General features: G+C 47.0%; 13 protein-coding genes. 11 read left to right on the top strand and 2 right to left on the bottom strand.

The genetic code is table 11. From position 1 onward, the window contains the following. Positions 1-25: 25 nt before the first annotated feature. The 8 genes from KE626_RS18225 to KE626_RS18190 are packed head-to-tail and all read left to right on the top strand — an operon-like array spanning position 26 to position 9,216. Positions 26-1,348 (top strand): lysine N(6)-hydroxylase/L-ornithine N(5)-oxygenase family protein, encoded by a 1,323-nt coding sequence (locus KE626_RS18225; RefSeq protein WP_211974356.1) that lies wholly within the window; start codon positions 26-28, stop codon positions 1,346-1,348. Position 1,349: 1 nt separating this feature from the next. Continuing rightward, complete coding sequence (locus tag KE626_RS18220; protein WP_211974355.1) at positions 1,350-2,531, top strand: MFS transporter; 1,182 nt, start codon at positions 1,350-1,352, stop codon at positions 2,529-2,531. Beyond that, positions 2,528-3,112 carry a GNAT family N-acetyltransferase gene (locus KE626_RS18215; RefSeq protein WP_211974354.1) on the top strand — a complete coding sequence of 195 codons (585 nt, stop codon included), beginning with the start codon at positions 2,528-2,530 and terminating at the stop codon, positions 3,110-3,112. The genes KE626_RS18220 and KE626_RS18215 overlap by 4 nt, the downstream gene beginning before the upstream one ends. A 2-nt stretch (positions 3,113-3,114) precedes the next feature. Continuing rightward, positions 3,115-4,971, top strand: coding sequence for an IucA/IucC family protein (locus KE626_RS18210; protein WP_249207544.1), 1,857 nt, complete (start codon positions 3,115-3,117; stop codon positions 4,969-4,971). Beyond that, positions 4,968-5,573 (top strand): nitroreductase family protein, encoded by a 606-nt coding sequence (locus KE626_RS18205; RefSeq protein ID WP_211974353.1) that lies wholly within the window; start codon positions 4,968-4,970, stop codon positions 5,571-5,573. The genes KE626_RS18210 and KE626_RS18205 overlap by 4 nt, the downstream gene beginning before the upstream one ends. Positions 5,574-5,602: 29 nt before the next feature. Further along, complete coding sequence (locus KE626_RS18200) at positions 5,603-6,562, top strand: sterol desaturase family protein (protein WP_211974352.1); 960 nt, start codon at positions 5,603-5,605, stop codon at positions 6,560-6,562. Next, a complete protein-coding gene (locus KE626_RS18195; RefSeq protein ID WP_211974351.1) occupies positions 6,559-7,677 on the top strand; it encodes a Fe(II)-2OG oxygenase family protein in 1,119 nt (372 codons plus the stop codon). Before KE626_RS18200 ends, KE626_RS18195 begins: the two co-directional genes overlap by 4 nt. 27 nt (positions 7,678-7,704) lie before the next feature. Next, positions 7,705-9,216, top strand: a complete 1,512-nt coding sequence (locus tag KE626_RS18190) for a pyridoxal phosphate-dependent decarboxylase family protein (protein ID WP_211974350.1) — start codon at positions 7,705-7,707, stop codon at positions 9,214-9,216. 406 nt (positions 9,217-9,622) lie between these two features. On the opposite strand, the gene KE626_RS18185 is transcribed toward KE626_RS18190, so the two are convergent. Further along, positions 9,623-10,504: an AraC family transcriptional regulator gene (locus KE626_RS18185; RefSeq protein ID WP_211974349.1), complete on the bottom strand. Its 882-nt coding sequence runs from the start codon at positions 10,502-10,504 to the stop codon at positions 9,623-9,625. A gap of 224 nt (positions 10,505-10,728) precedes the next feature. On the opposite strand from KE626_RS18185, the gene KE626_RS18180 reads away from it, so the two are divergent. Further along, the gene (locus tag KE626_RS18180; protein ID WP_211974348.1) at positions 10,729-10,965 is read left to right on the top strand and encodes an acyl carrier protein; all 237 of its coding nucleotides are present in this window, start codon (positions 10,729-10,731) and stop codon (positions 10,963-10,965) included. A 122-nt stretch (positions 10,966-11,087) separates the two neighbouring features. On the opposite strand, the gene KE626_RS18175 is transcribed toward KE626_RS18180, so the two are convergent. Further along, entirely contained in the window at positions 11,088-11,666 is a 579-nt protein-coding gene (locus KE626_RS18175) for a hypothetical protein (protein WP_211974347.1), read from the bottom strand. A gap of 107 nt (positions 11,667-11,773) precedes the next feature. Here KE626_RS18175 and KE626_RS18170 point away from each other — a divergent pair, with 107 nt between their 5' ends. Beyond that, positions 11,774-12,757, top strand: a complete 984-nt coding sequence (locus KE626_RS18170) for a GlxA family transcriptional regulator (RefSeq protein ID WP_211974346.1) — start codon at positions 11,774-11,776, stop codon at positions 12,755-12,757. Positions 12,758-12,951: 194 nt separating this feature from the next. Further along, positions 12,952-13,926 (top strand): terpene synthase family protein, encoded by a 975-nt coding sequence (locus KE626_RS18165; RefSeq protein WP_211974345.1) that lies wholly within the window; start codon positions 12,952-12,954, stop codon positions 13,924-13,926. Positions 13,927-14,107 lie beyond the last annotated feature (181 nt).

Genomic DNA, 14,107 nt, shown 5'->3' with positions numbered 1-14,107 from the left:
CTGTTATTATCAAAATGAAAATGCTATGGACAAAATGATTTATGATTTTGCGGCTGTTGGTGTTGGCCCTTTTAACCTCGGACTGGCTTGTCTTACTCATGCCATTCCTGACCTTAACGGTATATTTCTGGACAAAAGACCGGATTTCAATTGGCATCCGGGGATGTTGTTGCAGGACACTACACTGCAGGTACCTTTTATGGCAGACCATGTAACCCTGGCTGATCCCACCAATCCTTTCAGCTTCCTGAATTATCTCAAAGAACAGGGACGCATATACGCTTTTTACATCCGCGAAAATTTCAAAATGTTGCGCAATGAATATAACCAGTATTGCCAGTGGGCCATCCGGAAGCTGCCGGAGATTCACTTCAATACTGCCGTTAAAAGGATAGATTATGATGAAACAGCGGGCCTTTACCTGCTGCAATGCACGGATGCCACACAAGGTGAATTGCTGGTAAGGGCGCGGAAACTGGTGCTGGGAACCGGAACTGTGCCCTATGTGCCTGCCATCTGCCGGGAGTTGATGACCGCGGCTGTGCATTCCGCCAACTACCTGAAACATAAACATCAGCTGCAGTCTAAACGCTCTATCACTATTGTGGGCAGCGGACAAAGTGCTGCGGAGATCTACTACGACCTGTTACAGGATATCGACACCTATGGTTATTCCCTGCATTGGATCACCCGTTCGCCAAGATTTTATCCGCTGGAGTATAGCAAGCTCACATTGGAGATGACCTCTCCCGAATATGTTGATTACTTCTACCACTTACCGCAGTATAAGCGGGATGAGTTGCTGCATCGCCAGAAGCACCTGTACAAAGGGATTAACAATGATCTGATCGCTGCAATTTTTGATACGATCTATGCCAAGAAGCTGGTGGCGGATATTGATATCTCCCTCCGTACCAATGCGGATTTGTGTGAGGCGGTATATGATCCGAATGCGGAAGATTTCCGGCTCACCTTTTTCCAGGAAGAACAGGAAAAATATTATGCTCATCAAACCGCAGGCCTGGTGCTGGCCACCGGTTACACCGCGCGCATTCCTGATTTTATGGAGCCCATTCTCCACAAAATACAGCTGGATGAAAAAGGCCGTTATGCGGTGAATCGCAACTACACCATTGATCAGGCGGGCAGCATTTTTGTGCAGAATGCAGAACTACATACCCATGGTTTTGTAACGCCGGACCTGGGTATGGGCTGTTACCGCAATGCCTGGATCATCCGGGAGATGCTGGGCCGTGAGGTATATCCGATTGAGCAACGCATCGCCTTCCAGCAGTTTTCGGTAACTGCCGGTGAAGAAATAGTGCCATCACAACCTCACCTGATCTGATATGCCACTACGGTTTTACCTGATATTAATGACGCTGGTGGCGGTAGTTAGCGACTATATGATGCATCCGTTTTATCCGCTGTTCTTTGCTTCGCGCTTTGGCATACAGGATCCACGGGTTACCGGCACCTACTTTAGCGCCGTATGTGCTACAGTAATGGTGGCATTCCCTATATGGGCCATGGTATCCAGGCGTATACCGGAGCTTCGTATACTGGTATATACGCAGATCATTGCGGGTGTACTGGCCGCCTCCTGCGCCTATATCACCAATTATACGCTGTTCTGGATAGCGTCGCTGGCGATCATCATCTTTAAAGGCAGTTACCTGCTGGTATATCCTTTCATATTGCGTATCACCGATACAGATAAACATGTGGGTATTATCAGTGTACTGTCAGTGATTATCCACCTGGGAAGTGTATTGGGAGCGGTTTTCGGTGGTATGGTCATAGATTGGATGCAGCCGCAGTACATCTACCTGGGAATGGCTGCGGGAGATTTCTTCCAGGCGGGGCTAAGCGGATACCTGTTGTGGAGCCGGGGGAAAACTATTCCGGGGCCGGCGGTAACAGCAGCGCACTCACAAAGCTGGGCCGCGCTGATACCTTCCGGCACGGTGCTGCGACTGAGTGTGATCACCCTGTTTTTTTACTATAGTGATTTCATCATCCGCCCGTTTTTTGTTAAATACTGGGAAACCGTGTCTATGCTGCACAGCAGCATATTATCAGGGGCTGTATACGCCATTCCGGCAGCAGTAGCCACCTTTGCGCTCTGGATGAACCGCCGGCGCAAAGCACCGGGTACGCCATGGCATGCTATTGTGCCGGCGTTGCTGCTGGCATTGGTAGGATTGCTGTTACAGTCTTATCCATCCACTGTTACCATCATCGCTGGCCGATGCCTCTATGGCTGGGCGTTTTTCCAGTCGGCCGTCCGCTTCGATGCCTTGTTGTTCCATGTCTGCGATCCTGTTTCGTATGCGGTGGAGTATAGCAAGATACATTTCTTTCAAAACCTGGGCGTGCTCACTGCATCATTTTCTGCCGGTATACTGGTGGAGCATTATCCGCTGCATATCCCGTTCATAGTGGCCCTTGCCGGCTATTTGCTGGTAACGGCCATGTATTACCAGCTGGCACGTCCGTTTTTTCAACCGGTTAATTCATCCCGACAATGAAAACAATATCCTTACAACAACGACCCGTATATAAGGTCCCTGCCCATATCCTGGGAGTAGTGGAACTATGGCCAATGGACCTGCAACACGATACCCCGGAAATTTATCGCTGGGTTACGCAACCATATGCACACTATTGGGGCATGACTGACCAACCATATGAAGCCGTGCTGGCATTATATACTGCCATGCATCATAGCGAGTATGCGACTGCATTGATTGGCAAGATAAACGGGAAAACCGCATTTCTCTGTGAGTGTTATGAGCCGGAAAATGATATCATTGGCAATTTCTACAAACCCGAACCCGGAGATGTAGGGATGCATATACTGATTGGTCCGCCGGAAATACCTGTACACGGCTTTACCTGGCAGGTATTTACTGTCGTCATGGATTTCCTGTTTGATAATCCCCGGCACAACAGGGTGGTAGTGGAGCCTGATATCCGCAACGAAAAAATTCATCGTATCAATAAACGGGCAGGCTTCATCTATGAGAAAGAAGTGCAGCTACCGCATAAAACCGCCGCACTGGCCTTTTGTACCCGTGAACAATATCTTAAAAGCAAAAAAAATAATTGATTATGTATACCAGCGAAACGATTATGAATACCCCGGAACAGGTGATCAGCCATTTGCAACCTGATACCTGGGCAAGGGCCAACCGCCTGCATGTGGCCAAAATTATCAGTGAGTTTACCCATGAGCTGCTGCTGCAGCCAGCGTGGATCAGCGATGACGGGGAATGGTCGCAATACCGGTTGACGGCCCCGGATGCGGCTCACACTATTTACTTTTTCCGCGCCCGGATCCTCCGTCTTAACCATTGGTCTATTGATGCGGATAGTATCCGGAAAGTGAGCCAGGGCCAGGACCTGGCGCCAGACAGTATCCTGCTGATACAGGAGTTTCAGCAGCAGTTGAACATCAGTACGGAGAACCTTCCTGCATACCTGGAAGAGATCACCAGCACCCTTAACGGCATCGCCTATACGATGAACAGGCCGCAGTTGTCTATGAAAGAACTGGCACAATCCGACTACCAGACCTTTGAGCATGCGATGACTTCCGGTCACCCTTGCTTTGTAGCGAACAACGGGCGTATTGGTTTTGATGTAAACGACTACACCAGGTATGCGCCGGAAGCGGATCAGCCTATGCAGCTGGTATGGCTGGCCGGTCATAAAAGCCGCACAGCATACAGCGCGGTAGAGGAGCTTCCTTACAGTAAACTCATCGCTGATGAATTGGGGGAAGAGGTGTTGACATCTTTCAATAAAAAACTAACGGACAAGGGGCTTTCTCCGGATGATTATTTCTTTATTCCCGTACATCCGTGGCAGTGGTATAATAAACTGGCTATCATCTGTGCGCCCGACCTGGCCAATCAGCACCTGGTGTGCCTGGGATACAGTCCTGATATGTTCAATGCGCAGCAGTCTATCCGTACATTTTATAACCTCAGTCATCCGGAAAAACATTATACCAAAACAGCGTTGTCTATTCTGAACATGGGCTTTGTACGCGGGCTTACGCCGTATTACATGGACAGTACGCCGCCTATTACGGAGTGGATACGCAAGTATGTTGGCGAAGATCCTTATCTGAGGCAGAACGGATTTACCCTGTTGTGCGAAGTGGCTACTGTTGGTTACCGCAATTTCTATTATGAGCCGTTTGGTAAACAGGTAGCTTATAATAAGATGCTGGCAGGGCTTTGGAGAGAAAGCCCTGCGAGGGTACTGCAACCCGGTCAGCAGTTGATGACCATGGCGGCCCTGTTGCATACTGACTACCAGGGTAATGCTTTGTTGCCCGCGCTGATAGCCGCTTCGGGTATCTCTATACACGACTGGCTGGAGCGTTATCTGCAGGCTTATCTTACACCATTGCTGCACTGTTTCTACGAACACGACCTTGTATTTATGCCACATGGCGAGAACCTGATCCTCGTGTTGGAAAATCATGTGCCGGTGAAGGCCATTATGAAAGATATTACGGAAGAAATCGGCGTGTTCCGTATGAATACTGACATAGCAGAAAAAGGAAGACGTATATGCGTGACCGTTCCGGAGGAATTACGGATACTGAGCATACTCACCGATGTTTTTGATTGTTTCTTCCGTTTCCTGTCAAATATCCTGGTGATCAAATGTGCATACCGGGAGGAGGATTTCTGGCAGCAGGTAGCAGCATGTGTATATGCTTACCAGGAAGATCAGCCACATCTTGCCGCTAAATTTGAGCAGTACGATATGTTTGCGCCGGAGTTCATTTTATCCTGCCTGAATCGACTGCAGCTGCGTAATAACAAGCAGATGGTGGATCTGGCCGATCCGGCCGGGAGTTTGCAGCTGGCTGGCATGTTGCAGAATCCGATCGCCCCTTTCAAACGTGCCACCACAGCTGTTGCCGGGCTGGAAAATGCCCTGAGCCAATGATCATGTGTGAAGAAGAACGGCATGTCCGTCAGCAACTGCTGACGGACATCATCCGCCGGAGACGGAGTGTATTTGCCGACGACTACCTGGATGTGCCGGTACCCGAAGCTGTGATCCGGGAGATACTGACCAATGCCACTTGGGCGCCTACCTACAAGATGACGCAACCCTGGCGTTTCATTGTATTGCAGGAAAGCCAGCGTGCGCCTTTCGGTGAGTACCTGGCATCATACTACCGGGAACGGCTATCCGCAGCGGAGTGGACGCACAGCAGGCATGAGCGGGCGAGGCGGTATCCTTTAAAGGCTCCTTGTATTATTGTCATCATCATGCAGCGCAACAGGAAGATCGATATAAAGGAATGGGAAGAGATGGCAGCGGTATGTTGCGCTGTGCAAAATATGGCGCTGACCTGTGAAGCCTATGATATCGGCGCCTATTGGGACAGTTGCGATGCCTGTGTTGCCTACGCCAGGGAAAACTGGCTGGTGGAAAATGAACAGTGCCTGGGCTTTTTTTACATGGGGTACTATGACCGGCGAAATTACTGCAGCACAAAAAAACGCACTGCCATTGATAAGAAAACAACGTGGCTCTATTGATCTTTTAACCCGCATAACTATTCTATTTTATGGGAACTTATCTTCCGCTGCTGCTGGGTAAAATGCAGAGCGTATTCGGATATATCGTGCTTGGGCTGGTAGTACTGGAATGGGTAATATTGGTCATCTCAAAAAAAATGGAAAGCAACAGGGAGGGCTGGGTAAATGTGATGTCCTATGTACTGGACAGCTTCCCTTATTTCTTCCTGGGTAAGATCTTCATTTTCGGCACCATGATGTGGATGTACGAGTACCGCTTCTTTACGCTTGGATATGCCTGGTATGTATGGATACTGGCCTATCTCGTTTATGACCTGATGTTTTGGCTGGTACATTACCTGGGGCATAGGGTACGTTTTTTCTGGTGTATCCACGGGGTACACCATACCGCAGAAGAAATGAAGCTGACGGTAGCCGTTCGTGGTTCCTTCCTCGGATTCCTGCATATACCCCTTACCGTTATAGCCCTGCCCATATTGGGATTTGATCCTTTTATGATCTTCATCTGCGAAGCCATTGCAAGACTGTACGGTCTTTATGAACATGTGAACGATCACTTTGATGAGATGGTGGGAAAACAACGCTGGTTGGAATGTTTGTTCATTACCCCTTCTGTTCACCGGGTGCATCATGCAAAGAATCATATCTATCTCGACAGGAATTACGGAGAAACGTTTTCTATATGGGACCGGATTTTCGGCACTTTCCAAACTGAGATGGACCAGGTGAAACCTGTTTACGGCATACTCAACGATAAGATCAGCGGTAAAAACCTGTTACAGGTACAACTGCAGCTTTGGCGGGACCTTTGGGCCGACGTAAAGAACGCTCGGGGTCTGAAAAACAAACTGAAATATATTATTATGCCTCCCGGCTGGAACCATATCGATGGCGGCAAAATGGCCGCCGAATACCGTGCAGAGGGATGGAGCGCCCTGCAGCATGAAAAGAGAAAAAAGTCAATGATCCATTTAAACCCTTCAACATGAAAAACGCCATCATAACAACACCCGGCATCACTACGGAAGCATGGAAGGAGACTTCCGTTGTGCCGCCGTCGGCCCCGCTTATCGTGGACATTACCGCCAGGGAATCTACTGCCATGTTCTATATAGGTCAAAAACTGATCAGGGAATATGGCAGTTACGAAAACCCGGCCTTTATTGCTTCACTGCACCTGAATGCCTACCAGTTGCTACCAGAGCGCATTGCACGCATACTCAGCAACTTCGGTACAGATTATTCCGCCGCTCAATACGGCGCCATTGTTTTCAGAGGTTTGATACAGGTAGACCAGGATGAACTGGGGAAAACCCCTTCCAGCTGGAAGGAGGCCGATTACGAGAAGCTGAAGACATATGGTTTTATCAGTAGTCTTATGCATGGCGCAGTGCCCAGCAAACTGGTACAATATTATGCCCAGCGCAAAGGCGGTGGGCTGATGCATGCCATCATACCCGACGAGCGCATGAGTCATACCCAAACAGGAAGCGGCTCCCGTACAGATCTGTTTGTGCATACAGAAGATGCTTTTCTCTTTCATCAGGCCGATTTTCTGAGCTTCCTGTTTATCAGGAATGAAGAGCAGGTTCCTTCCACGCTGTATTCCATCCGTTCGCACGGGGCCACAGACGAGGTGATGCAGCCGTTGTTCCGGCCATTGTACAAATGCCCCAAAGACGCTAATTATGCACAAGATGCCGCTATAGGAGAGGAGGTGACCACGGGCGTGTTATATGGCAATGAAACCTATCCGTTCATCCGCTTTGATGCGGCCGAGCAGCTTTATAATCCAGCGGCCCGCCAGAGCGCAGAAGCCATGCACCACCTGGAGGAGTTCTGGAAAGTGGCCAAAACACACATCTACAATGATTTTGTGCCTGCCGCGGGTGATCTCATCTTCGTCAATAATCATCTCTGTGCACACGGAAGAAATGCTTTTGTAGCAGGCTACCGGGAAGAAAAAGGGGTACTCGTACCCTGCGAACGGAGAATGATGCTGCGCATGATGAGCAAAACCAGTCTTATCGATATCCGATCGGTCACGAAAACAGAAGATCCTTATTTTATCATGGAAGAGCATTATGGCAGCATCTTCCGTTAATCATCCTCTTCTTAAAAATACTTACTTATGCATACAGATCAGGCTACCGCAGAAGCCCCCCTTCAACAATACAACAAGAGCAAGCTATTACTGAAAGACATATTTTATGAAGAAACCAATGCAGAATACCACCAGGCCGTAGAAAAAGCACGGACAGCAGTGACAGACTTCCTGCATAATACCAGGCAGCCTTTTTCAGGCATAAAACCTGCTGACATACAGGAGGCTGTTTACGGCGTGGACCTGGACCGTCCGCTGACCGGTTACGATGCGTTGCTGGAAGAAGTGAATGAATTGTATATCCGCCATGCTACCGCATTTCATTTGCCGGCGTACATCGCTCATCTCAATTGCCCCGTGGTAATACCTGCATTAGCCGCAGAGGTGATCATCAGCGCTATCAATTCCTCGCAGGATACCTATGATCAGAGCGCAGGAGGCACTTTTATTGAAAGGCGGCTGATAGACTGGACGGCTAACGAAATCGGCTATACGAATGCTGATGGTGTGTTTACCGGGGGCGGTTCACAGTCCAACCTGATGGGCCTCTTACTGGCAAGAGATCATTTTGCGGTGAAGACCCTCGGACATCATATCAAAGAGGATGGACTACCCGTACAGGCGCCACGTTTCAGGATATTTGTATCCGATAAGGCTCATTTCAGCAACCAGAAAAATGCCTGGTTGTTAGGTCTCGGAGAGCAGGCTATTGTAAAAGTAAAGACAGACGGCCGTTTCCGTATGGATGCCGCGGCACTCAGGACCGCCGTGGATAAAGAGCTGGGACAGGGAAATATTCCCATTGCCATAGTGGCCACCGCCGGCACCACGGATTTCGGGAACATTGACCCGTTGCAGCCCATCGCAGACATCGCCGCTGCGTACCAGCTCTGGATGCATGTAGACGCGGCTTATGGATGCGGTTTGTTGCTGTCCAATAAATACCGCCACCTGCTGAAAGGAATAGAGCAGGCTGATTCTGTTACCATCGACTACCATAAGTCTTTCTTCCAGCCTATCAGCAGCAGCGCTTTTCTCGTGAAAGATAAATCCAGTCTGCAATTGGTGAAACACCATGCAGACTACCTGAACCCGGAAGACCAGGACTACGATGAATTACCCGCGCAGATCAATAAATCCATCACCCAGAGCACCCGGCGTTTCGACGCATTAAAACTCTGGTGCACGCTGCGGCTGATGGGGAAACATAAACTTGGTGTATACACCGATATGATGATAGACACCGCAGCTGCTACCGCCGCTTTGCTGCACCAGGACCCTGAGTTTGACCTGCTCAGCAGTTCGGATCTGGGTGTGCTGGTATTCCGTTTCAGGCCCACTGGTATTGTTACTGATTTGTCGGCCCTGAATCTTCGGATTAAGCAGGCGTTGTTCTTTGAGGGTACCTGTATTGTAGCCAGCACCAAAGTGGATGATAACTTTTATTTGAAGTTTACAATACTGAACCCGGTGACTACGGTGTCGCATATACGGGAAATGCTGGGGGTGATTAAGGCGAAGGGGTATAGTTTGGTTTGATGGCTGTAGGGCTCCCGGGACGAAGGGTTCCGGGAGTTTGGATTAAAGATTCACCGCCGACCTGCGCACACCTTTGTTGATAGCATCAATCAGGCAAGGCTTCCATTTCTTCCCGATAATTTCCAACGTTACACTTATTCCGCAGTTGAAGTCAATAGGTATCTTCTTCTCGTACGTATTTTTATATTATAGGTACAGAAATAGCCTTATTAAATGATGATGTACATGGCGTAAAAATTAATCCTGGCCACCGGTCTTTCTGCTATTTTAGCATTACATGACCAGATGCCGATGGATAAAGTATACACAAATGTAGTACGTAAATTCCAGGATGGAGATATCGGTTGCGTATCACTTCATAGCAATGATACGCAAACACAGCTCCCTTACTTGTTGGAAACTGGATTTAGAACGGCTGGATAACAGGAATATAGATGTCCACCTCTTGCTTGTCGGGAGCTGTTTTATCAGGGTCGCTTACAAACTTCTCAAAAAATGGTTCATCCCGTAGTTCATAGCCGCTTTCCGGCAGCCACTCCCTGAAAATCATGTCATGAATATTGCCAAGATGATGATATGGCCCTTTATACCTGAATACTGCATATTTTCCTCCTGTTATCGTTTTTACCCCGATATCTCCCCTGGGTTGGATCTCGCGGTTAATAGTGAGACAGATATCTGAACGCAGTTTTTCATGGGAGGTTACTTTCGGATCATCATGATAAATACCGATATGTGAAACCTGGTCCGGTATATACTTTTCTTCTGCAAGGTGGTTCCAGAGCCGGGCGAATGCGCCGGGATAATCAACCGTGGCAGGACTTCCTGTTAACCGAATATAGATTACTTGTAAGTCTTGCTGGTGAACCATGTCCGGATGCGGTAATGTTAATTTGAGTTGGTTGTCCTGTTTCATATCGTTTTTTATGAAGAGATAAACGTTCGACTGATGTTTGTATTCGATGGGAGTGGCTCCATAGCTGAGTTTGAAGGCCCTTGACAGAGAAGAGGCTGTTTGGTACCCGATCAGGTAAGCAATAGCTTCGATCGATAATTCAGAGTAACGGAGTAACAGCGCAGCCCGTTGTATCCTGATCCTCGAAATATACGCTGAGAAGGTTTCGTTTTGGAATGCTTTGAATATTCTATGGAAATGAAAAGGAGAGAAATTAGAAATCTCTGCCAGCTTCTTTAAGGAAATTTCTTCACCCATATTATCATCGATGTAAGCAATAACCAGGTTGATTCTTTTCAGATAATCCTCTCTAGTGGATCCTTTCGGTTTCATTGGTCAAAGGTAGAGCTAAGTTGCACAAATAACTATGCATAACTTGCTGATTTTCGACTTATGCATGTTCCGGATGACAAGATTCGGGCCCAGCACCTTTTACACGCATAGAGGTATAAATCTGTAAAGGATCGAACCATTTACAATAAAAAAGGTTATTTATAAATCGGTTCTTTTGGAAATTAAGCCAGGACCGAAAGTTTTCACCTTCAAAATAACAGTATATGAAAACCGCTATTGAGTCAACAGTAATTAATGAAATTAGTAATTCTATTGGTATTCCTGAAAGTGCCATCACTGCCGAACACTCTTTAAATGACCTGGGGATGAATTCTATCCTGGCTGTGCAGCTTTTCTCCAAGTTACAAACGCAGTTTGGGATGGAGAATGCGCCGGCCGAGATGCCTCACATGGGAACGGTAGGAGAGATCGTTCATTATTTTGAAAGTAAGGCGAAATAAGCCTGCCAGGCGGGATCTCTTTTGCCGCTTTTATGGCGGAATAAACCCGGCGAAAAGGCGTTGAAGTTTTTAGGAATAAAAACATCAGCGCCTTTTTATGGTTTATTCCTGCGGCATATTACTTATCGTCCGTTTTTATTTGAGCGATTTATAGCTGACGGAACTATTTTAGCAATAGCCAAACCCGCCAGCATGCAGCCAACTACCTGGTCAATGCATTGCGCCAGGAAAAAGCTGGTCGGAAATTCATACCAGTTCCAATAAATCGTGCTTACCGAAGCACAAGCTAATGCAGCGAGGAGACTGACCGCGAATACACGCTTCCAATAGGACGCAGCCAGGAGTGACACTATAAATGAAATGATCAGACTCGTGATAAAATTACTGGTAAACTGCGTTCCCAGCTTACCTAACGAGAGAGGGTTACCTCCAACCGGCCGGTAGATGACCATCCCAACCGGACCCGTTTTAAATTTCTTCTCAAATGTTGATTCCTGCCCGGCAGTAGTTCGTCTGAAATCTTTCCCCGGAAAGAAGTAAAGCCCTTGCTTTGGCAACGTGTTTTGCAGCGTCCTGATAACCGTATCTTCATTGGGCAGTGGCGTAAACCCTGCACCTATAAACAGGACCAGGTGAGAGAAGGCTCCCCATATGAACAGGATGACGCATCCGGAGATCGCGGCGATTAATATTCGTTTCATTTTTAGCTGATTTATTGCAATATTACCTTCATCTTCAAAATAGTAAGCATGGCAAAAACGACAATCTTACATGCCGATCGCGACAGCGTTTTCATTAAATTCGTGCTATGAAACATATTTCAATCCTGGCGTTGAACGATGCCACCATGACCAGCATTGATGGAAGTCTTCAGTTGTTTTCAAGAATTAATGATTTCCTTAAATATAGTGGGAAAGCGGCCTTTTATACCATTGAAATTGTGGGGCTGACGGCACATACCTCGTTGAATGGAGCATTGTACACGATAAACGTTGACAAGAAGATAAGTGAAGTCAAAAAAACGGACCTGATCGTTATACCGATCATATGCGGTGATTTCCCAAAAACCTTGAAATCCAATGAGGGATTTTGCGATTGGGTCAGGGCGCAATATCAAGAAGGTGCGGAACTGGCCAGCCTCTGTGTGGGCTCTTTCTTTCTAGCTTCAACAGGGTTGCTTAATGGCAGGAAATGTGCAACACATTGGGCCGCTAAAAACGAGTTTGAAATGATGTTCCCCGCAGTGAACCTAATGGAAGACGCTATTATAACCGACGAAAATGGTATTTATACAAGCGGGGGAACCTACTCTTATTTAAACCTGCTTTTGTATATCATTGAAAAGCATGTAGGCAGGGAAATGTCCGTATTAGCCTCCAAAATGTTTGAAATTGACATAGGGAGAAAAAGCCAGCATCAGTTTCTCATTTTTATGGGTCAGAAAAAACACGACGATACAGCAGTATTAAAAGCACAGCAGTTTCTCGAAGAGAATCCGGATAAGCGATTCACGATTGATGAGATCAGCTCGAAATTTGGTGTAGGTCGCAGAACATTTGAAAGAAGGTTTAAGAAGTCGACCGGTAATTCTTTGATAGAATATATGCAGAGAGTAAAAGTGGAGGCGATTAAAAAGCAGTTGGAATTGGGTACCAAAACAGTCAATGAAATTATTTTTGAGATAGGGTATAATGATATTAATGCTTTTAGGAGGGTGTTCAGGAAGTATACGGGTATGTCGTTGGTTGATTACAGGAAGAAGTACTCCCAGGCAGCCCAATCACAATCTTAGGGCTATAGTTTCTGTAAGGAATTCCTATCAGGTAAAAAGCCTTACAACCTTATGGTCTGTACTAAATTGCGCTGGACTGCAGTTTAACCGCACCGGGCCGATTTAATTTTATATCGGTAATTGGCTGCTGTAGCGGTTGATTTCATCTGCCATAAACGGTTACCTGTAAATCATAACCCGAAAAACACTTCACTATGTCATTTGAATCACCCATTCCCAAGTATCCCTGGCCCTATTTCATCGGGCGCTTTTCCGAGGAATTTTATGAAGAAGAGAACAACTGGATAGATACGGATTACACCTTTATGTCTGAAGGGACCCGCGAAAAATATAAGCGGCATGGCCTTGCACAGGCTACCTCTTATATGTTTCCCGCTTGCACCACTATGGAACAGATCCGTCCTATTGCCCGGTTTATGGTCTGGCTGACTTTGTATGACGATTATCACGAGGTTTGCCCCGTTCATGAACTGGCAGGTATCCGGGATCACATCATGGATGTGATGCTGGGTGAAGCTCCCCGACCTGACGATATCGGATTGATACGCCAGGTAGCCCGTAGCCGGGAGGAATTTCTTCCATATGTGAATGATTATTGGTTCGAACGGTGGGCACAATCATTCTACCGCTATACTACCTATGGCATCATGGAAGAAACCCCGTATAAGCTTGCCAAACGATGTCCTACGCTCGACAACCTGATGTTTATCCGTGAATATTCTATTTCCATGTATCCCTATGGCGATCCTGTGGAGCCTTCTATTAACTTTATCGCGCCCAGGTATGTATCTGAGCATCCGGTTATACAGCGGCTGAAAGCATTAATGTGCCGGATCATGGCTATACAAAATGATCTCGCATCTTTGAAAAAAGAACTGGCGATAGATACGGAAATTTTAAATATAGTAGTGGTGATCATGCATCAATTTAAAGTATCGGTAGAAGAAGCCTGTACCGAATCTTTGCGAATGCATGACGAATACGTAAGAGAGTTTGCTGAGATTCAGGCCAATCTGCCCAATTTCGGCGCTATACAAAAAGACGTGGAGAATTTTGTATACCATATGGCGTTGATGATCACCGGGCTGGGCGCCTGGTATTATGGAGGTAACTCGATACGGTATTCTACACCCGGCGCCTTCCCCAAACCGGAATACAGCGTCAGGTAAGATCTGCTGTATTCCAATACAACATAACCTTATTCGTTACCAATATACACATTGGACAAAAGATTTCCGCTGAATAAAAAAAGGACAAAACAGCAGTGATACTGTTTTGTCTGCTCTGTCACCCTGCCTATACAAATTTCGAATTTATTTATTCATGATTTAAGGCGTATAGCTGGTTTGT

It is taken from the genome of Chitinophaga hostae (genome assembly GCF_018224885.1).
GTDB classification, from domain to species: domain Bacteria; phylum Bacteroidota; class Bacteroidia; order Chitinophagales; family Chitinophagaceae; genus Chitinophaga; species Chitinophaga hostae.
The sequence above is the reverse complement of the archived record's forward strand: the minus strand, read 5'-3'. Positions and strand labels throughout refer to the sequence as shown.

Coding starts and splice junctions, on each gene's coding strand:
- KE626_RS18185 (WP_211974349.1), bottom strand. CDS start 10,504: ATGAAACCGAAAGGATCCACTAGAGAGGATTATCTGAAAAGAATCAAC.
- KE626_RS18215 (WP_211974354.1), top strand. CDS start 2,528: ATGAAAACAATATCCTTACAACAACGACCCGTATATAAGGTCCCTGCC.
- KE626_RS18170 (WP_211974346.1), top strand. CDS start 11,774: ATGAAACATATTTCAATCCTGGCGTTGAACGATGCCACCATGACCAGC.
- KE626_RS18200 (WP_211974352.1), top strand. CDS start 5,603: ATGGGAACTTATCTTCCGCTGCTGCTGGGTAAAATGCAGAGCGTATTC.
- KE626_RS18175 (WP_211974347.1), bottom strand. CDS start 11,666: ATGAAACGAATATTAATCGCCGCGATCTCCGGATGCGTCATCCTGTTC.
- KE626_RS18220 (WP_211974355.1), top strand. CDS start 1,350: ATGCCACTACGGTTTTACCTGATATTAATGACGCTGGTGGCGGTAGTT.
- KE626_RS18210 (WP_249207544.1), top strand. CDS start 3,115: ATGTATACCAGCGAAACGATTATGAATACCCCGGAACAGGTGATCAGC.
- KE626_RS18225 (WP_211974356.1), top strand. CDS start 26: ATGGACAAAATGATTTATGATTTTGCGGCTGTTGGTGTTGGCCCTTTT.
- KE626_RS18180 (WP_211974348.1), top strand. CDS start 10,729: ATGAAAACCGCTATTGAGTCAACAGTAATTAATGAAATTAGTAATTCT.
- KE626_RS18190 (WP_211974350.1), top strand. CDS start 7,705: ATGCATACAGATCAGGCTACCGCAGAAGCCCCCCTTCAACAATACAAC.
- KE626_RS18195 (WP_211974351.1), top strand. CDS start 6,559: ATGAAAAACGCCATCATAACAACACCCGGCATCACTACGGAAGCATGG.
- KE626_RS18205 (WP_211974353.1), top strand. CDS start 4,968: ATGATCATGTGTGAAGAAGAACGGCATGTCCGTCAGCAACTGCTGACG.
- KE626_RS18165 (WP_211974345.1), top strand. CDS start 12,952: ATGTCATTTGAATCACCCATTCCCAAGTATCCCTGGCCCTATTTCATC.